The sequence below is a fragment of the Vibrio navarrensis genome (assembly GCF_000764325.1).
Taxonomy (GTDB): domain Bacteria; phylum Pseudomonadota; class Gammaproteobacteria; order Enterobacterales; family Vibrionaceae; genus Vibrio; species Vibrio navarrensis.
The window spans coordinates 489,891-508,921 of sequence record NZ_JMCG01000002.1; the positions used below are offsets into that span (position 1 = coordinate 489,891).

At 49.6% G+C, this 19,031-nt stretch carries 22 protein-coding genes and 1 pseudogene; 13 read left to right on the forward strand and 10 right to left on the reverse strand.

Annotated elements, in window-relative coordinates; translation table 11 throughout:
* Positions 1-84 precede the first annotated feature (84 nt).
* Positions 85-987 (reverse strand): Dyp-type peroxidase, encoded by a 903-nt coding sequence (locus tag EA26_RS16565; protein ID WP_039430210.1) that lies wholly within the window; start codon positions 985-987, stop codon positions 85-87.
* 61 nt (positions 988-1,048) lie between these two features.
* On the reverse strand, positions 1,049-1,525 hold the full coding sequence (locus tag EA26_RS16570; RefSeq protein WP_039430212.1) for a DUF2919 domain-containing protein: 477 nt from the start codon (positions 1,523-1,525) through the stop codon (positions 1,049-1,051).
* A 107-nt stretch (positions 1,526-1,632) separates the two neighbouring features.
* Between EA26_RS16570 and EA26_RS16575 the strand changes: the two genes are divergently transcribed.
* Positions 1,633-1,980 (forward strand): DUF2956 domain-containing protein, encoded by a 348-nt coding sequence (locus EA26_RS16575; RefSeq protein ID WP_039430214.1) that lies wholly within the window; start codon positions 1,633-1,635, stop codon positions 1,978-1,980.
* A 1-nt stretch (position 1,981) separates the two neighbouring features.
* The gene (locus tag EA26_RS16580; protein ID WP_039430215.1) at positions 1,982-2,338 is read left to right on the forward strand and encodes a DUF4156 domain-containing protein; all 357 of its coding nucleotides are present in this window, start codon (positions 1,982-1,984) and stop codon (positions 2,336-2,338) included.
* 40 nt (positions 2,339-2,378) lie between these two features.
* On the opposite strand, the gene EA26_RS16585 is transcribed toward EA26_RS16580, so the two are convergent.
* Entirely contained in the window at positions 2,379-2,666 is a 288-nt protein-coding gene (locus EA26_RS16585; protein ID WP_039430217.1) for a winged helix-turn-helix domain-containing protein, read from the reverse strand.
* Between the two features lie 9 nt (positions 2,667-2,675).
* A complete protein-coding gene (locus tag EA26_RS16590) occupies positions 2,676-2,870 on the reverse strand; it encodes a hypothetical protein (protein ID WP_039430219.1) in 195 nt (64 codons plus the stop codon).
* Here EA26_RS16590 and EA26_RS16595 point away from each other — a divergent pair.
* The 4 genes and pseudogenes from EA26_RS16595 to EA26_RS16610 all read left to right on the forward strand — a co-directional run bounded on the left by EA26_RS16595 (position 2,869) and on the right by EA26_RS16610 (position 5,250).
* Positions 2,869-3,217, forward strand: a pseudogene (locus EA26_RS16595) (ArsC family reductase). The gene EA26_RS16590 and the pseudogene EA26_RS16595 overlap by 2 nt on opposite strands.
* A 16-nt stretch (positions 3,218-3,233) precedes the next feature.
* Positions 3,234-4,367, forward strand: a complete 1,134-nt coding sequence (gene dapE, locus EA26_RS16600) for a succinyl-diaminopimelate desuccinylase (RefSeq protein ID WP_039430221.1) — start codon at positions 3,234-3,236, stop codon at positions 4,365-4,367.
* On the forward strand, positions 4,367-5,053 hold the full coding sequence (locus tag EA26_RS16605; protein ID WP_039431614.1) for a M15 family metallopeptidase: 687 nt from the start codon (positions 4,367-4,369) through the stop codon (positions 5,051-5,053). Before dapE ends, EA26_RS16605 begins: the two co-directional genes overlap by 1 nt.
* A complete protein-coding gene (locus tag EA26_RS16610) occupies positions 5,050-5,250 on the forward strand; it encodes a DUF2897 family protein (protein WP_039430223.1) in 201 nt (66 codons plus the stop codon). Before EA26_RS16605 ends, EA26_RS16610 begins: the two co-directional genes overlap by 4 nt.
* Before the next feature lie 45 nt (positions 5,251-5,295).
* Here the strand turns inward: EA26_RS16610 and EA26_RS16615 are convergent, their stop codons facing one another.
* The 3 genes from EA26_RS16615 to dapA form a co-directional block, all read right to left on the reverse strand.
* Positions 5,296-8,370 (reverse strand): DUF748 domain-containing protein, encoded by a 3,075-nt coding sequence (locus tag EA26_RS16615; RefSeq protein ID WP_039430225.1) that lies wholly within the window; start codon positions 8,368-8,370, stop codon positions 5,296-5,298.
* Positions 8,371-8,606: 236 nt separating this feature from the next.
* On the reverse strand, positions 8,607-9,626 hold the full coding sequence (gene bamC / locus EA26_RS16620; RefSeq protein WP_039430227.1) for an outer membrane protein assembly factor BamC: 1,020 nt from the start codon (positions 9,624-9,626) through the stop codon (positions 8,607-8,609).
* 48 nt (positions 9,627-9,674) lie between these two features.
* A complete protein-coding gene (gene dapA / locus EA26_RS16625; protein WP_039430229.1) occupies positions 9,675-10,553 on the reverse strand; it encodes a 4-hydroxy-tetrahydrodipicolinate synthase in 879 nt (292 codons plus the stop codon).
* 308 nt (positions 10,554-10,861) lie between these two features.
* Between dapA and EA26_RS16630 the strand changes: the two genes are divergently transcribed.
* Positions 10,862-11,404: a glycine cleavage system transcriptional repressor gene (locus tag EA26_RS16630; RefSeq protein ID WP_039430231.1), complete on the forward strand. Its 543-nt coding sequence runs from the start codon at positions 10,862-10,864 to the stop codon at positions 11,402-11,404.
* 15 nt (positions 11,405-11,419) lie between these two features.
* Positions 11,420-11,890: a thioredoxin-dependent thiol peroxidase gene (bcp, locus tag EA26_RS16635; RefSeq protein ID WP_039430233.1), complete on the forward strand. Its 471-nt coding sequence runs from the start codon at positions 11,420-11,422 to the stop codon at positions 11,888-11,890.
* A gap of 55 nt (positions 11,891-11,945) precedes the next feature.
* On the opposite strand, the gene EA26_RS16640 is transcribed toward bcp, so the two are convergent.
* A complete protein-coding gene (locus tag EA26_RS16640) occupies positions 11,946-13,013 on the reverse strand; it encodes an AI-2E family transporter (protein ID WP_039430234.1) in 1,068 nt (355 codons plus the stop codon).
* Complete coding sequence (locus EA26_RS16645; RefSeq protein WP_039430235.1) at positions 13,006-13,245, reverse strand: sulfurtransferase TusA family protein; 240 nt, start codon at positions 13,243-13,245, stop codon at positions 13,006-13,008. The genes EA26_RS16640 and EA26_RS16645 overlap by 8 nt, the downstream gene beginning before the upstream one ends.
* Before the next feature lie 185 nt (positions 13,246-13,430).
* Between EA26_RS16645 and bepA the strand changes: the two genes are divergently transcribed.
* The 4 genes from bepA to EA26_RS16665 are packed head-to-tail and all read left to right on the forward strand — an operon-like array spanning position 13,431 to position 16,269.
* A complete protein-coding gene (gene bepA, locus EA26_RS16650) occupies positions 13,431-14,885 on the forward strand; it encodes a beta-barrel assembly-enhancing protease (protein ID WP_039431617.1) in 1,455 nt (484 codons plus the stop codon).
* A gap of 16 nt (positions 14,886-14,901) precedes the next feature.
* Positions 14,902-15,246, forward strand: a complete 345-nt coding sequence (gene arsC, locus EA26_RS16655; protein ID WP_039430236.1) for an arsenate reductase (glutaredoxin) — start codon at positions 14,902-14,904, stop codon at positions 15,244-15,246.
* Between the two features lie 6 nt (positions 15,247-15,252).
* A complete protein-coding gene (wrbA, locus tag EA26_RS16660; RefSeq protein WP_039430238.1) occupies positions 15,253-15,822 on the forward strand; it encodes an NAD(P)H:quinone oxidoreductase in 570 nt (189 codons plus the stop codon).
* A complete protein-coding gene (locus EA26_RS16665; RefSeq protein ID WP_039430239.1) occupies positions 15,823-16,269 on the forward strand; it encodes a DUF2069 domain-containing protein in 447 nt (148 codons plus the stop codon). It begins immediately after the preceding gene.
* 79 nt (positions 16,270-16,348) lie between these two features.
* On the opposite strand, the gene EA26_RS16670 is transcribed toward EA26_RS16665, so the two are convergent.
* Complete coding sequence (locus EA26_RS16670) at positions 16,349-17,521, reverse strand: DUF2066 domain-containing protein (protein WP_039430240.1); 1,173 nt, start codon at positions 17,519-17,521, stop codon at positions 16,349-16,351.
* A 237-nt stretch (positions 17,522-17,758) separates the two neighbouring features.
* On the opposite strand from EA26_RS16670, the gene EA26_RS16675 reads away from it, so the two are divergent.
* Positions 17,759-19,018, forward strand: a complete 1,260-nt coding sequence (locus tag EA26_RS16675; RefSeq protein ID WP_039430242.1) for a uracil-xanthine permease family protein — start codon at positions 17,759-17,761, stop codon at positions 19,016-19,018.
* Positions 19,019-19,031 lie beyond the last annotated feature (13 nt).

Consider the following 19,031-nt stretch of genomic DNA (forward strand, 5'->3'; position numbering starts at 1 on the left):
CGACCAATCCATCGACATCTTGAGCAAAAAATGGATAAAAAATGGGGAGCTGATGCTCCCCGCGATGCAGTTTGAGGTTTGCGCTTATTTTACTGACAGTTCACTTAGCATCGGAAGCGAAGGAGCAAAGAAGTAAGCACCAGTGACCGCTTTGGTAAAGCGCAGCAACTGGTCGGTTTTTCCATCGGTCACACCGTACATGCTCTCTAGCATCACTTTAAAGTTATGTAGCGTGTGGCAGTAAGCAATAAACAGCAGGCCATGAGCGCCAGTCACACTGCCGTAAGGCAAGCTATGACGCACAATCTTCAAGCCTTTGCCTTCTTCTTTGATGTCCACACGGCCAACATGAGAAGCAGCCGGGACATTATCCAGCTCTATCGAATCGGGCTTCGTTCGGCCAACCACTTTCTCCTGCGCCGCAATATTGAGACGATCCCAAGCGGGCAGGTTGTGTTCAAAACGTTGCACCATCACATAACTGCCACCAGCGAACTCGCCGTCAGGCACTAGAGCGACTTGCGCACGTTGTTCATCTTTCGGATTCTCGGTGCCATCAATAAACATGGTCATATCACGCGCGTCGAGGTAACGATAAGCGTATGTTTCATCAACGACCGTCACGTCGTCGGCCATTTCTGTCAGTAATGTTCTGAGTAAATAGAAGTGCAAGTCATGGCGCTGTGAATGAAAATGCAGCAGAACATCAACCTCGGTTGACGGCGCCACAATGTCACCTGCGCCAAGCTGAGGAAAATCGATAAGCTCTTCCGGCATTGAGACGTCCAGCTGTTGCCAAAACGCTTTACTGAAGGCGATCGATACGGTGAGATTGGCGCCGGGTTGCGATTGGTTGAGCGTTTCCACCTTTTGCGGTAAAGATTGCAGTTCAGCCAGCACCTTAGCGGCATTGCGATTCACTTTCAGTAAGGTGTACAGGGCAAAAGGCCCAGCTTCTGGCAAGATCGCGGATTGAGCAAGTGACATGATAAACTCCTCTTTTTTGCCCCAGTGTAGAGCGAAATAGCGATAGATATTTTGATGATTATCAGTGATTTTCGCCCTGGTTTGGCATTTTGGGCACACTAAAACAATCTTTGACCCATTTACTGTTCAAAAGATAAATGCCAAACCACAGCAGTAGTAGCAAAGTTAATGCGTTGGCCCAGTTAAACTGGCCATGCTCTAAATAGACGTGATAGAGCGTTTGCAGCAGTTGCACGGCGATAAGTACCAGCGTCGCCGCTCGTCCTTTCTGAGTAATTTTGTCCACCCAGTGGCGATCCGGTTTCCTCAACCCCATCACCCACATTAAACCGACACTGGGAATGCCGATCAGCAGCCCAAGGTAGAGGGTGTGGTTATCCGGATACACCCATTGCAAAATGCGTGTTCCGCTTTCTCGGCTAACACCTGCCACCGCAAACACTACCCAGGCACGGACTAGAAAAAACCAGCCTAACCAGAGCATCAGTGGCGCTTTCAGGTATCCGTGGCTGTCGTAATGGTCGAATGAGTATCGCAAAGCAAAGTACTAAATCAATGAAACAGCCGACACTTTAACGCAAAAGATTCAATTAGTAACCCGAGAAGGTTAGACTGCCTTAAGGAATTGACATGATTTAGACAAAGATGAAAAGAAATACCCTAACGCCCTCCCCCGAGTCGCAACAAGAAGCGCTCAAGATAGCCCGAGCCACGCAAAAGCCAGGCCAGACCAAAGAGCAAACCAAACTCATCGCCCAAGGCATCGAAAAAGGTATCGCTCTGTATAAAAAGCAGCAGAAAGAGCGCCATCGCCAAGCAGACAAAGCGAGAAAAAAACAGCTCAGGCTCAAAAGTGACAGCCACACCAATTTAGCGCTAGAAGACAACGTTGAGATGGTTGATACTCCTCAGCCAACAACGCAAAAGCTGCCTTGGGTACTGCTCGCTCTCAGTTGGCTTGGTTTTGCCGTTTATCTCTGGATAGGAAATTAAGATGTTAAAACGTTCAGTAGTCGCCTTAGCCAGTTTAGGCCTATTAAGCGCATGTAGCACACCACTCAATAAAGCAACGACTGAGTCTGAAAGCTTAGAAATCCGCCTTGATGGACAGTTTAATCCCGATAGCTGTCACTATCTTGGGACTGTGACTGGCAGTGAAGGTCATTGGTACAGCTACCTGTTTTTTGCTAACGACGTCTTGATCCAAGGCGCCGTCAATCAGCTAAAAAATAATGCTCACCGGCTCGGTGCCAACACCATTTATGTTATCACCACGCAAAATTTCATTACTTCTGTAAGCCTGCTTGGCACAGCTTATTACTGCGACGCGCAAGAGAGCCGTAAAGATTAAAGCGAGATGGCGAACAAGAAAAAAGCCAGCAAACGCTGGCTTAAGCACGAAATCCAAGGCTAGTGGCGATGTCTTTCTCACGCTCCATCACCCACTGACTATCAAACGGCCCCCAATCAGAGAGTTGATAATAGCCATCATTGTGACGTCGCCCATCTTGAACAAACATCAGCTCAATGCCGATCCCCGGCAGTGCCTTCAGTACATCTTGAATCGTACGACGAGGCCAACCCGTTTGCTCGATCAACTTAGGCACATTTGGCCTTTCTAGGTTCTCCACCAACAAGGCGAGATATAATCGCCTTGCAAAAACAGGACTCAATTCCATTGACACCTCCTAAATTTGTGCTGATTCATTATTTCTTTTTTCCTCGGCCTTTTGTTGAGGCGGATCAATAACCTTCCATTCACACTCAAGAAAGTACGATTTTTTTTCAGCAACAAAATATTCTTGCGCAAGTTTTGAGTGTTCTACGGCTTCTTGGTAGGATGCAGAGTCAAAATAATAATTCAGCTCGAAGGAAGAACTCATGACCATCACCATGTATGGCATCCCCAATTGTGACACGATAAAAAAAAGCGAAAAAGTGGCTGGACGAGGCAAACCTTAGCTATGCATTTCACGATTTTCGCAAGCAGGGCATCAGCTCAGAGATGGTCGCAGAATTTTGTCAGCAGCTCGGTTGGGAACAAGTACTGAACAAACGCGGCACCACGTTCCGTCAACTCAACGCTGAGCAAAAAGAGAGCCTCACGGAAGCAAGTGCAATTGCCCTGCTCGTCGAACAGCCAGCGATGATCAAACGTCCTATTCTGCGTGTTGACAACCAATTACATATCGGCTTTAAAGCCGAACAATATCAGCAAATTTTTCACTGATTAAGGATTATCAAGGATGACAGACAGTCCCGTACTGGCTTTAACCAAAGACCTCATTAGCCGTCAATCCGTTACACCTGAAGATGCAGGTTGCCAAGACGTGATGATCGAGCGATTGCAAGCGCTTGGCTTTGAAATCGAAAGAATGGTGTTTGAAGACACCACCAATTTCTGGGCACGTCGTGGCAGTGAAGCGCCGCTGTTTGCTTTTGCTGGCCACACCGACGTGGTTCCGGCGGGCAAGTTGGATCAATGGCACACTCCTCCCTTTGAGCCAACAGAAAAAGACGGCTACTTATACGGCCGTGGCGCGGCCGATATGAAAGGCTCTCTGGCCGCCATGGTGGTCGCGACCGAACGTTTTATTGCGCAGCACCCAGACCACAAAGGTTCGATCGGTTTTCTCATCACCTCTGATGAAGAAGGGCCGTTTATCAACGGTACGGTGCGCGTGGTGGAAACCTTGATGGCACGCGATGAAAACATTGATATGTGTATTGTCGGTGAGCCCTCAAGCACCGCCATCGTCGGTGATGTGGTGAAAAACGGCCGTCGTGGTTCCATTACTGGCGATCTTACCGTCAAAGGCACGCAAGGTCATGTCGCTTACCCGCATCTTGCTGACAACCCAGTCCACAAATCATTGCTGGCGATTCACGAGTTGGCCACCACCGAGTGGGACCAAGGCAACGAGTTCTTCCCGCCGACCAGCTTCCAGATCCCTAACCTCCAAGCAGGCACCGGCGCATCTAACGTGATTCCGGGCGAGTTTCATGTCCAGTTCAACCTGCGTTTTAGCACCGAGCTGAATAATGACACCATCGTCGAGCGTGTCACCTCGACCCTCAACCGCTACGATCTGAACTATGAACTGAAATGGACATTCAATGGCGACCCGTTTTTAACCGACACTGGCGCGTTGCTAGACGCCGTGGTTGCCGCTGTGGATGAGGTTAATCAAACCAAGCCTGCACTATTGACCACAGGTGGCACCTCAGACGGACGCTTTATCGCCCGCATGGGTGGACAAGTGGTAGAGCTTGGTCCTGTGAATGCGACCATTCATAAAGTCAATGAGTGCGTCAAAATCGATGATCTGGAAAAGCTGACCGACATGTACCAGAAAACGCTGGAGCATCTATTGGCATGATGACACCTGAGCAGCTCACCGGTTATGTAGATACTCACTTGATCGACGCACAAGTGGGCACCCAATCCATTTTGCTTCATCCTCAAGTCGAGCGCGATCTGCAAACTTTGGTGCAAGCGGCTCAGTGTGCGGGTTTTCAGATGGAAATTGCCAGTGGCTTTCGCGATTTTGCTCGGCAAAAATCCATTTGGAACGGCAAGTTTTCCGGTCCAAAGGCGATCTTAGACCAAAATTCGCAGCCTCTGGACAAAGCCTCTTTGAGTGAGCAGGAGAAAATGCTGGCCATTCTGCGCTGGTCTGCTCTGCCAGGTGCCAGCCGTCATCACTGGGGCTGCGATTTTGATGTCTATGCCCGTGATCGGCTGCCAGACGGCGTTTCATTACAGCTTGAACCTTGGGAATATACTCGTGGCCACCAACGAGAGTTTTCGCACTGGCTCAGCCAAAACGTCTCTCACTATGGCTTTTTCCTGCCCTACCGGCGAGATCGGGGCGGCGTGGCCAGCGAGCCTTGGCACATCAGCCATATTGCAACGGCCACATGCTGTTTAGCCCAGTTCTCCATCAACGATTTGCAGCGACAATTAAACGCGCATCCAATTGATGGAGTGGCGTGTGTTCTGGAAAACCTGACGCTCATCTACAATCAATTTATCGCCAATATTTGTCCGCCGGAGGCGACATGAAAGAGATTTTAACCAATCCTTGGGTCATCAGTTTTATTGTGCTAAGCGTTATCATCGGCAATATTGCGGCGCTCAAGTACACGGCCAAAATGAAAATAGGTCAGATCGACAAACAGCGCGATAAAAGTGACTTAGACAAACTCAACGAGCTGGACAAAAAAGCTCACCAGCTTGATGACGAGAAACGCAACCACTGACCTTAGCCGTAAGGCCAGTGGCTGTGCTTTCACGAAGGCGAAGCGTTAGTCTGCGCTGACTGAGAGTTCTACCGCACTCTCTTCGCTGCGCAGTTGCGTTTTACTGTCGAGCAGAAAAACCCTTTCTGGTGCCAATTGAGCCTCATCCACCAAAAACGCTTTGACGGCTTTAGCGCGTGCTTCAGCCAGATTGCTCAATTGATTTTTGCTGATCTCTATGGAATTTAGCAGCTGATTATAAAGACCGATCATGAGAGTGGTTTCCACTTGTTCCGCTAACACCGCCCCCTCACCCGCTTTTTCAGCCAACTGCGCGGCGACTTTGCTACGTTCTTGATCGATATCCAAGGATAACTGAGTTTCAGCCAGAGCCATTGCCGCTTGAGACAGGGGCTTAGAGTCAGAGAGTCGACTGGCACTAAAATCGCTCGGCAGCGTCTCTAAGCCACTTTTTTGCAATAACGTCTGCTGCAACTGCTGCTCGGCTAGCGCTTTACTGTCTTGCGCGAGTGCCACTGAAGCGGCCACGCTAATTTTTAGTTTGGGACGCGATGACAAGGCCTGGGCGAGCGTACTGAGCCGCTCTTGCTCCTTCGCATTTAGCGTCGATGAACCAGAGTCAAAGGCAATGAGATTGAGCTCCTCATCGGCGCCAACCAAGTCCGCTAGCAGTGAAAACGGCGCACTGACGGCTTTGACAATCACATTGCTGATCGCTTGCAAAATAATACCGCCCACACTGAAGTCTGGGTCGTTGACATCGCCAGACACTTGCAAGCCCAGATCGATGACTCCGTCTTTGTCTTGCAACAACGCAATCGCCAAACTGATCGGCAGACTGGTCGCAAGATCCGACTCGCTGGGTTTACCCAGTTGCAGTTGATCAATCACCAAATGATTGTTCCCGAGCAATTGGTCCTCTTGCAATTGATAATTGAGTGCCAGCGTCAGTTGTCCCTTGTCGATGTAATAGCCCGCATAAGTGCCCGAATAGGGGTTCACCGAGGTTAGTTCAACGCTTTTGAACAGTAAATCAAGATCCAAATAAGGCTTTTCAATCAAAGGGTTGATTTCCCCCTTGAGTGTCACTGGCGCATATCTATCGATTTTTCCGCTAATATCGACCTGCGCTTTGGTGCCGGGCGTCGAAGAGAGATGACGCACACTGCCTTGTAAAGCTTCAATACCAGATGCAAAATTTGGCGTCAGCGACTCATCAGCAAAATAGGCGGCCCCATTGGTAATGGTGATGGCTTGAATGTCGATAGCCAGCGGTTTGGACGCCACAGAGGCTTCATCGCTCTGCACACTAATGGCCGTTTCTTCTTGCGTATCGCTCTGCTGGACCAGCAAATGACCAATGTTGGTCTGCTTATCTTGCGCAATCATTACTTTGGCGTAAGGCGCGTTAAAATGGATGGTCTGAATGTCCAACGCATGCTTTTGCGCATCGAAATGGAGCGAATCTATCGCCATCTTCTGCCATTTCACCAACGGCTGATGGTGCATGCCATCTTTAAGCAGCAGCTGATCGATCGACAATGTGCCTTGATAACTTGCTTGTCCGTTTGCATCTGCCTGATAACGCCCTTGGCTGGACAATTTTCCTTGCGAGAAATCGATATTCACATATGGCGTCAGATACGGTTGCAATTGAGTGAGATCGAGCCCATCAATTGCCATCTCCCCTTGTACGCTCAGCGCTTTCGCATCGAGACTGCCTCGGGTGGTCACCTCACCGCGCGCCGTTTGTGGCGGCGCTGCCGTACTAGAACTCAGCCCCAGTGACAACTCGTAATCAACCGCAGCACTGAGGTCGCTGCTTACTGGTCCAGCAACAAGCGACAGCGGATAAACACGCCAGAATACTCCTGAGCTTTGCGCTTGTTCCTTGAGATTGAGGTCTGTTTCACTTAATGAGAATTGCTCAAGTCGAACCAACCACGCACTATCAGCATCGCTGTTGTCTTCGACAGCGGTGGCTTCTACCTTGGCGGCGGGCTGATTCTTTAAGCGAAACAAACGTTGCAGATCGAGCCCTTGATCGGAGAACTCGGCGTCAAGCCAAAGCCCTTGTAGCTCAATCGCAGCAATATCAATATCCTTCGTTTGGCTACTGAGCCGGATATCCTGCACGGCCAAACGAGGCAACGTGATTTTAGCCTGCTGCTCGGCGCTGACCGTGAGGTCGCTCAACTGAAATTGCCCATCACTCACTGCAAAAAGAAAATCTCCCTCTGCTTGTTGCGCCAGATAGTGGGCAGAAAAGTTAACCACGCCATCGGTGACCGCCGCATCCATCTGATCTTTGGCAAATGGCCAAAATGGTGGCAACGTTAACCCTTGCAGCTTAACCGTCCCTTCGACGAACAAAGGTTGCAATTGAAACTGGCCACTGAGTTGCAACTCACTCTTATCTGCTCCCTGAATAGCAAAAGCGTACTGATTGGCCTGCGTTTCCTTGGTCGGCTTCGGCGAATTGTCCGCTGGCACAAGATGCATCGATTGAGTGTCAAACTGCTGCAAATGCAAGTTGAGCCCTTGATAGTTCAATTGCGCCCCGGTTAACTGGTCTTGAAAATGGAATTGCCCACTGGCGATTTCTATTTTTTCAATACGTAACGCGGGAAGGGAGGATTCTGTGCTTTGCGGCGATGGTGGTTGAACTTGCTGCGTTTGCTGAGCCAAAGTGTCCAAGATGTCACTGAAGTTAAAGCGCACTTGGTTATCTTGTTGCAGACGCTGTATGCGCACTTGAGGGCCCGAGAGCGTGACGTATTCTAGCGTCGGCGTCAGCGTGAATAGGCTGCGCCAAAAACTCAATTGCAGCTCTAAGCGTTCAAACTGACTGAACGCTTGCACGCCATCGGCTTCTTGCAAGGCAAAACCGTCAACACGCACCCGCAATAAAAATGGGTTGATAGCAACTTGGTTGAGTTTCACTTCACGACCTAGCTGCTGAGCCAGCATCGGCGGCGCTTTATTCTCTATCACCGCTGGTAGGATGACGCCCAAACTCAGCGCATACAAAACATAAGCGAAGAGCAGATAAATGGTATAACGGATAGGTTTTGCAACGCGGGTAAAGCGCTGAACTAACTGCGAGAATTTGCTAGGCATGGCGAAGTCGGTGCTCTTGTGGCAATTTGGTCTGAGTTTTAATTCTACACAAAATTGCCTTTATGAGCGGAATTGCAAACTAGGCTACATCACACTTTTGTCTTTCATCACCGTATCGATCCTATTGCTAACACACTGTGACAGCCATTTGTCAGCAATCGCAAAAGTAAAAAAGCCGAATGTCTTTCGACACGCGGCTTTCAATCTTAAATCAATAAGCGCTTTTACTATGGCGGCTACTCTTGCTTAGCCACGGCGGCCAATACTGGTGCGAGGGATTTTAGTAGTTCCTCTTCCACGGGCTTACCCGCAGAGTTGGTCACGTTAATGGAGGTTCGGTTACCCAAATCCCCAAACAAAAACGTGTAGGTTCCGGATTTAAGCTCCATCGGTTTCACGCCAATCTCATTCCAAAACTCATCATCAGGTGACGCGTACTTGGCTTTTAGCGTCCCTTGAGACTGGTTGCGCTCTTCGATATTAAAACCGATACGCGGTAAAATCGTTGGCAAACGCTGCCATAACACATTGTATGGCGTGCGCGCGATAATCACTGGGAATCCGCTGCGATCGCTGCCCATGGTAATGGGGATCTGCTTGACCAACTCTTGCGCTTTACGCTGTGCTTCGTCCCGCTTGTTTTGATCATATTGCGAGGTGACGAGGTTGGTCATAAAGACGTTGTAGCGCTCTTTATTGGTTAAGGTGACCGGTTTTATTTGCGTACCTTCCCGCCAATCAATCAAGCTAATGCGAAAACCGTAACGATTGTTGGCTTCAAAACGGTCAACTGAGTAACGGCTGCCGATATCGGTCTCTTCATCTTCCGATTTCCAAACCAGCCACCCCGTTTCAACATGCGTCTCTGAGCTGGTCTCGATAGGGATTTGACGCTCCGCCAGCATGTTTAGCACCGTTTGCCAAACCTCTTCCGCTTCTTCTTGTTTGATCAGCCATAGCGTGATCTCACCTTGGTTGCGTTCATAGCGCGCGCCTGGGATCAATTCCAAAATCTGCTGTGGTGGACGAATGTCGACCTCTTGGCCTATCCCGCCGCTAAAATTACCCTGTGGTATATCAAAATTGGGATAAAACTGCGCCGTCGCGCCTTCGGGGAGATTCCACGTTTGTAAATCAGCGGTTTCCAGATAGGTAAAATCGTCTTTGGCTTGACGACGTTGAGTTGGACTACTTGAACAAGCAGTGAGCACTAAAACAGCCAGCGAGCTAAGCACTAACTGACGAGAAAACTTCATTGAAACTCCTAAAGCGCCGGAGAATGCTCCGGCGTTACTACATCTATCTTAGAAAATACCAGCGTCGGTCATTGCTTTGGCAACAATTGGCTGCGCTTTTTCTGACAATTCAGTCAGCGGTAAACGAAGGTGACCACACTCAATTAAGCCAAGCTGTTGCGCGGCCCATTTGACTGGAATTGGGCTTGATTCGACAAACAGGTTTTTGTGCAGTGGCATTAAACGTTGGTTGATGATTTCCGCTTCTTCAAAGCGACCTTCTCTTGCTAAACGGAACATGTCGGCCATGTCTTTCGCCGCAATATTGTTGGTTACAGAAATCACCCCTTGACCACCGAGCTTAACAAAATCCAGCCCAGTCGCGTCGTCACCACTGAGTAAGATAAAATCTTCGCCACAAAGTTCACGGTGAAGAGCAACTCGTTTTAAATCGCCAGTCGCATCTTTAAGCGCAATGATGTTATCGATCTCAGCCAAACGCGCCACGGTTTCTGGCAAAAGGTCAACCGCCGTGCGGCCCGGCACATTATACAGAATTTGTGGTACCGTGCTGACTTCAGCAATGGCTTTGTAGTGCAGATACAAACCTTCTTGAGTCGGTTTGTTGTAATAAGGAGTGACGCTTAGGCAGGCATCGATGCCTGAATCATTCAGCAAACGGCTGAATGTGACCGATTCATGGGTGGCATTGGCACCCGTACCAGCAATAACAGGGATTCGACCATTGACGAATTCGACCGTTTTGTTAACTACTTTAACGTGCTCTTCCACCGTCAAGGTAGAAGACTCACCTGTGGTCCCCACAGCCACGATACCGTTTGTGCCAGCCGCAATATGATATTCAACTAACTTTTGTAGACCATCAAAATCTACTTCGCCATCTGGCTTGAACGGCGTGAGTAACGCAACGATACTTCCTGATAACATGTCTTTCTCCCTCATTTGATTCTTCATGCATGGTACTGTAAGGCGATTGAAAAAAACAAGAGCGCAAACTCGCTTCCTGAGTACAAGTGGATGAATATTTGAATTGATATGGCTTTCTGTGACTTTCCCTTGGGGGAAAAGGCTCTCGCGCTCGACTATAGTTACTTGAGATGGGCCTCTTGTCAGCGCTTGGTGAAGAGTGGTCGATATTTTTCGTTTGCATAAAAAAACGAACTTACTCGACATTTTGTACAAATGGATATGCTACCATCCTGCGAAAAATGAAAACGAACAATAAGAGCAACGCTATGACTCAACATCTGGTAATTACTGCCATGGGTACCGACAGACCGGGGATTTGCAACCAAGTCGTGCATTTGGTCACTCAGGCAGGGTGCAATATCATTGACAGCCGTATTGCCATGTTTGGCAATGAGTTCACCTTGATCATGCTGCTCTCTGGCAGCAGTAACGGCATTGCCAGAGTCGAAACCACCCTGCCGTTACTCGGTCAGGAGCAAGATCTCATTACCATCATGAAACGCACCTCGCCGCACAACCCCTTGAGTAATTGCTACACGCTGGAGGTGTTTATCGAGTCAGATGATCGCGTCGGCCTCACCGAACAGTTCACCCAGTTTTTTGCTGACAAACAAATTGGGTTGTCGATGCTCAGTGCTCAAACCATTGACAAATCTCTGGTGCAGTTGGAGAAAGATCAGTTCCACATTGCGATTACTGCGTCGGTCAACAGCGAATGCAACTTAATGCAACTACAAGAAGACTTTAATGATCTTTGTACCAAGCTCAGCGTACAAGGTTCACTCAACTTCATTAAAAACACACTATAAAAAGGAAGCCCGATCATGAATACGCTGACAGCAGGCATGCCAGCTCCCGCCTTCTCTTTGCTCGACCAAAATGGAAATACTGTCTCTTTGGCCGATTTCAAAGGCAAGAAAGTCCTGTTTTACTTTTATCCCAAAGCCATGACACCCGGCTGCACCGTACAGGCGCAGGGGCTAAGAGATGTAAAGGCTGAACTTGACGCGCACAATGTGGTGGTTTTGGGTGTCAGCACCGATCCGGTGAAACGTCTCGGAAAATTTATTGAGCGCGACAACCTCAACTTCACGCTCCTGTCGGATGAGGACCACCAAGTCGCTGAACAGTTTGGCGTATGGGGATTGAAGAAATTCATGGGAAAAACTTACGACGGTTTGCACCGCATCAGTTTCTTAATCAACGAGCAAGGGGTTATCGAGCAGGTGTTTGACAAGTTCAAAACCAAGGATCACCACCAAGTGGTTCTCAACTACCTTAACGCACAAGGCTAGCATCAAGGTATTGCAAACTAGAAAGAGTAAGCCCGGACATTCACCGGGCTTAATTTTATTCCGCGACTTCTTGCCCTTCTTGGCTTGGCAACGCTTTCCACACCGCTTTGACTAATGTCGCCAGCGGAATAGCAAAAAAGACGCCCCAAAATCCCCAAAGCCCGCCAAACACCAACACGGCAACAATAATCGCCACCGGATGCAGGTTCACCGCTTCAGAAAATAGTACAGGCACCAATACGTTACCATCCAGCGCTTGAATAATGCCGTAGGCAATCAGCAAAGTGTAAAACTCACTAGAGATCCCCCACTGAAAGAGTGCCACAATCGCAACAGGCACGGTGACAGCCGCGGCGCCGATATACGGGATGAGTACCGAAAGGCCGACCGCGACAGCAAGCAGCGCCGAGTATCTCAGGTTAAGCACCGCAAAAGTGACGTAACTGACGCCACCGACAATCAAAATCTCCAGCACTTTGCCACGAATGTAGTTGGAGATCTGCTCGTTCATCTCATGCCACACTTTGTTGGCCAAACGGCGGTTCTTCGGCAACAACCCGCTGGCCATGCTCATCATTTCATCTTTATCTTTGAGCAGGAAAAATACCAATAACGGCACCAAGATCAGATACACCGCAAGCGTCGCTATGCTGATCAAAGAGGCCAGCGAGCCTTTGACCACGCTTTCCCCCATACCTAACACTTTGTTCTTCGCGTTGGTGGCAATCGACTCAACAATCTGTAAATTGGCCAACTCCGGGTAACGCTCTGGCAAGGTAGCGATGAACTTTTGCAAACCGGTGTACATACTAGGAATGTCATTGATCAAGTTGCCGACCTGCGTCCAGATAGTCGGAATCAGGCCAAACAACGCCACCAGCATGATGCCGATGAACAGCAGGATCACCGTCACGACCGCGATGGTACGAGGCACACCGAGACGACGCATTTGTGCTACTGGCCATTCAAGCAAATACGCAAGCACGATGGCGACCAACAGCGGAGCAATGAGATGACCAAAAAAGTAGATGGTGATGAAACCGAACAGCAAAATGGCGACTAAGCTGGCAGCATGAGGATCTGAAAAACGTCGCTTATACCAGCGGCTTATCATTTCAAACATTTGACGACACATCCTTTTTGAAAATACGTAGGAGATAAAAGTCGGACTTTACCTGAGTTTCAACCTCAAAGCGCTGGGCTTGCAAATATCTGACAATATCTTGCAGGGAACTTTGATCTGAAATCAGAATAACTGATTGACTTCCTTTAACTAACTCTGCACTGTGGCGCTTAGCCAACAACAAGGCCATTGGGCAACGATGCGCTCGGAGATCCAATTGTGTGGGTTCCATTATTTTGTCCGTTGCTTATCATAGGCGTGTTATTGTAAAGCGTTTTTTTGCCGGTGCCAGCTTTTCTCCAAGTTTACTCCGGTGTTTTGGCACTTCGTTTGTGCTTTCTTTACTGATTATTTACGAAACCAATTTTATGCCCGCGGGTCTTAATGTTGCAGCCATATGGAGACTCAATGATTACTATGTTAAAACGCGCTCGCAGCTTGCTAAGCCTCTCTATCACCATGAGTCTGGTGACCCCGGCACCACTTTTTGCCAATACATTGAACTTACCAGACATCGGCACTGCCGCCGGTGCCACTTTGTCGATTGACCAAGAACTCATTTATGGTGATGCTTATATGCGCATGCTGCGCAGCAGTCAGCCGATCATTAACGATCCGCTCCTCAATCAATACATCGACACGCTCGGCCATCGCTTGGTAGCCAATGCCAATGACGTCAAAACCCCATTCCGCTTTTTTATGATTCGTGATCGCAATATCAACGCATTCGCTTTCTTCGGCGGCTATGTGGCACTGCATTCCGGGTTGTTTTTGCATGCTCGTACCGAAAGCGAACTGGCCTCTGTGATTGCCCATGAAATTGCCCATGTCACTCAGAGGCATCTTGCGCGCAGTATGGAAGAACAAGCTCGACGTTCCCCCGCGACGTTGGCGGCCTTGGCTGGGGCTTTATTATTGGCGATCGCCGCGCCAGAAGCTGGAATTGCAGCCATCACCGCCACCACAGCGGGATCAATGCAAAGCCAAATCAACTACACCCGCAGCAATGAGAAAGAGGCGGACCGTTTTGGTATCAACACCCTAGCCAAAGCGGGCTATGATGCCCAAGCGATGCCGCGATTTTTCTCTCGTCTGGCCGATGAGTATCGCTACGCCAGCACACCTCCGCCTATGCTTCTGACGCACCCACTACCAGAAGATCGCATCACCGACAGCCGAGCCAGAGCACAAAGCTATCCTCCGCTGCGCGAGATGCCGTCGTTGGATTACCATTTGGCTCGGGCACGCATCGTCGCGCGCTACGCAGGTATTGATTCCGACGCGGCAATGGACTGGTTTGCTCGTACACAAAAAAAAGCCGATCCTGCGCTCAAAGCCGCGTTTGAATATGGAAGAGCTTTGATCCATCTCGACAAAAAAGAGCTTACCGAAGCGCAAGAGATTTTACTCAAGTTAAGCGCAGCCGATCCCAACAACGTCTTTTATTTGGACGCGCTTGCAGACCTCTACATCGAGCAGAAACAAGCACCGAAAGCGGCAACTATGCTTAAAAGTGCGCTCGAACGCATTCCCAACAACCCGGTGCTGACGATAAACTACGCCAACGCGTTGCTTGAAGCGGAAAAAACCGCCGAAGCCGTTCGTCTACTTCAGCGCTACACCCATGATAATCCTGAAGATACCAATGGATGGCATTTGCTTTCGCGCGCCAATATCAGTCAAGGTAACAGCGGTGAAGATTTGGCGGCACGAGCAGAGATCTTGGCGCTGCAAGCCAACTGGAACAAAGCAATTCAGTACTACACCCAAGCCAGCCAACTGGCCACTTTGGGTAGCTTAGAACAAGCGAGGTATGATGCGCGCATTGATCAACTGATGGTGCAGCGCGATCGCTTCCTCGCCTTACAATAATGAAATGGAGAATGTCATGTCAGTCGTTATCTATCATAATCCTCGCTGCTCAAAGAGCCGCCAAACGCTAGAACTACTTGAGCAAAACGGGGTAACTCCCGAAGTGGTGAAATATCTGCAAACGCCTTTGGACATCGAGCAGTTACAAACTCTTTTCGCACAACTTGGCCTTGACTCCGTACGGGACATGATGCGCACCAAAGACGATCTCTACAAAGAGCTGCAATTGGCCGAAGCCAGTGATGAACAACTGTTCGCCGCCATGGCGAAGCACCCTGCGCTCTTCGAACGCCCAGTGGTGGTTGCAAATGGCCAAGCGCGCATCGGTCGCCCGCCTGAAGCGGTGTTGGAGATTCTATAACTGCCAATGAGTACGCATATTCTCATTCTCTATTACAGCCGCCACGGTAAAACCAAACTGTTGGCGCGACAAATCGCCCGTGGCGCTGCCTCCGTAAACGGATGTGAAGTGACTTTGCGCACCGTAGCAGAACTGACCGCTAGCTCACAGCAAGCGAGCGATCCTGTGGTTACTCTGGACGAGTTGAAACAGTGTGACGGGCTGGCGATGGGTAGTCCGGTGTGGTTTGGCAATATGGCTGCCCCACTGAAACATTTTTGGGACCAAACCAGCCACTTATGGCTCAATGGCGATCTGATAGACAAGCCTGCCTGCGTGTTTACCTCTTCCTCCACCATGCATGGTGGGCAGGAAACCACGTTACAGAGCATGATGACACCCCTTTTGCATCACGGCATGTTGATCTTGGGCATTCCCTACTCTGAACCACTGTTGCACCAAACTCGCTCTGGCGGAACACCTTATGGTGCGAGCAGTGTCGGCCACGAAGCCACCTTGACTACAGAAGAGAGCCAACTGGCACAGCAACTAGGAAAACGTCTGGCACAGATCGCCAGTAAGCAAAAGGAGTCGTAAATGTCCTCATTCTCTATGGGCGCCAAGACGCGTCGCTTTCGCTATTTGGCGCTGTTTGGCAATTTGGCGTTGCTGGCGTGGGTCGCCCTGTGGCAACTGGCTCTTTCTCCTCATCCACATTTGAGCAGCACGGCGTTAGCGATCGCTTGGTGTATCCCTTTACTGTTGCCCCTTCCCGGCATTATTGCGGGGAAACCTTACACGCACGCTTGGGCTAACTTTGTGTTAATGCTCTACTTTCTGCATGCGTTGACCATCTTGTATGTGGATGGAGGTGAAAGGTGGCTGGCTTTGGTTGAACTGCTGCTCACCGCACTTGGCTTTGCGGGAAATATCCTGTATGCCCGCACGCGCGGCCAAGAACTGGGGTTGAAACTGCAAAAACTGTCGCAGATCGAAAAAGAAGAGAAAGCCAAGTTTGGCAACGAGAAAATGGGTAAGCAGTAGTTTTTCTTACTGTTTAGCTTCAATGCAAAAACGCCAACTAAGTTGGCGTTTTTTTAATCCAAAATATCGCATTGGGATTCTAAGAGCGGCCTTGCCACTCATACACTAAGGGATCGCCATTGGATAGAGGCTCAGCAACGGTTTCCGTAACGCTGATATCTTGTGCTGGCAGGGGGATTTGCGTTGACGGAGCCGCGCCCTCTTCAGGAGAAAGGGCTGCCGGATCTGAGTCCAATGTCTCTTCCTCTACCGGGCTCGATAGCGGGTCGTCAAACTTCACCACATGCGGCAACTGTTCCGCTTCTTTTTCAAATGCCGCTTGCGAGGCGAGCAAGTGAACACGCAGAGTCAGCTCATTGCCTTTGATTTTAAGAATGTCGAGGCTTGCCACAGAATTGAACGCCGTTAATGCTTTCTCTAAACTAAAGAAGTCGATGGCATTATTGATATTGAGAAATTTCACCACAACTGATTGCGAGGATTCACCAGATACCAGCACAGCACTGCGCTTGGCATAAAAGTCCGCAATGGTATTGATTAGAGTTGCACTCGCATCCTCACCGTTTGCTGAACCTGTCATCGGCACTTGGTTTGCCGTTTCCATCACTTCTGGCGGTTGATCGTATAAGCTCCAGCGTAACTGATTGCCTTGCGCGCGAATCACCAACACGCCATCAACCGGATAGCGTTGACTGGCACGACTGATGGGTTGCACAAAGCCGCCCCACAAATCTGAAATAGCAATGCCAGTAATATCATCAAAATCACCGATCGGCATAGTGAGTGGCAAACCACGCTCACGAGCCGCAGATTTTAGCCCATCAACGACACTACCACCGGAATGCTCCCAGACGATCGCGCGGTCATAATTTTGCTCTTCCACCAACCAAACCAACAAGTTATTGCGATTTTCCGACCAAAAAGGCAATTGCGCCTGGGTCAGTAAGGCACGGATCTGCGCGCTATTAAAGAGCAGCTTCACTGACGTCTGCTCACCAAGCTTGCCGTAGCTAAGCTGGGAGATATAACGTGCGCTTGCTTGCAGCGCCTTGCTCACCACCGGGTTGTTCACCGAATCGACCGAGCCCGACGCCCTAACAATCACTTGCTGCATCGCTTGCTGACGAGCCAGCTCTTCACCATTGCTTTTTTCAGCATCAATAGCCACTTCAGCACGATAAATATCAACCTGGGTCAACGCGTAGACCGGCAAAGCCAACCAGCCGATCATCAATAAAGCTAAATAGCGCATACTTTTCCTAACTTACTGCGTGGGAAGTAAGATGATAAGCAACTATCAAACCATGAGCAAGAAAACCGCAGAGATAGGCTCTATTTCTTTGTTTAATGAAAAATCGCCACACGGTTGCATAAGATCTCAGCAAACAGCACCATTATTGGAAAAAATTGATCAAAACTAGTTAGCAATCGTTTGCAAAGTGATAGAATCCCGCGAATTTATCTGCATATTTGTTAATAGGGAACCTTTATGAAAAACGCGATACAGGGCGCGCAAATGTTGTTTGTCGCCTTTGGTGCCTTGGTGCTTGTGCCTTTGCTGACTGGACTTGACCCGAACGTCGCTCTGTTTGGTGCAGGTGTCGGCACATTACTATTCCAACTGATCACCCGCCAAAGCGTGCCTATTTTCCTTGCTTCTTCTTTCGCTTTTATCGCTCCCATCATGTTCGGTATCCAAGCTTGGGGGATCGGGGCAACCATGGGTGGCCTGATGGCGGCGGGATTTGTTTACATCATTCTTGGCGCTTTTATCAAGATCCGTGGCGTGGAGTTCATTCACAAACTGCTGCCACCTGTGGTGGTAGGTCCGGTGATCATTGTTATCGGTCTCGGCCTGGCACCCGTTGCCGTTAATATGGCTCTCGGTAAAACCGGCGATGGCGCAGTACAACTGGTCGATGGCAATGCCGCGCTGTGGATCTCTTCCATTTCTCTGCTGGTGACCATCGCCATGAGCGTGTTTGCCAAAGGTTTCCTGAAGCTTCTGCCTATCTGTGGTGGCATCGCCGCAGGCTACGCGGTCAGCTTAGGTTTTGGCGTGGTTGATTTCACGCCCGTCGCTCAAGCAGCGTGGCTCGCTATGCCAAACTTCACCACGCCAGAGTTCAACATCAACGCGATTCTGTTCATGATCCCAGTGGCTATCGCTCCCGCCGTAGAACACGTCGGTGATATGTTGGCGATCTCCAACGTGACGGGCAAAAATTACCTGAAAAAACCCGGTCTACACCGCACGATTGCCGGTGACGGAATTGCAACCATCGCCGCTTCTATGGTCGGTGCACCGCCAAATACCACCTACAGTGAAGTGACAGGCGCGGTTATGCTGACCAAAGCGTTTAATCCGGTCATCATGACTTGGGCTGCAATCACCGCCATCGTCCTCGCTCTGGTTGGTAAACTCGGTGCGCTCCTACTAACCATCCCCGTACCTGTGATGGGCGGCATCATGATCTTGCTGTTTGGCTCAATTGCGACTGTCGGTCTCAACACGCTGATCAAAAATCATGTTGACCTGCACAAGTCACGCAACCTAGTGATTGTTGCCGTCACACTGGTGTTCGGTATTGGTGGCATGGCCTTTGGTATTGGTGAGTTCAGCCTACAAGGCGTTAGCCTCTGTGGCATCGTTGCCATCGCACTCAACCTGATCCTGCCACAAGACCTGGGCGAGAATCACGTGGTGGATAACGCGCAAATGGAAGAGGAAGTCGAAGCGAAAAGCTAAGTTCTACTTTCAT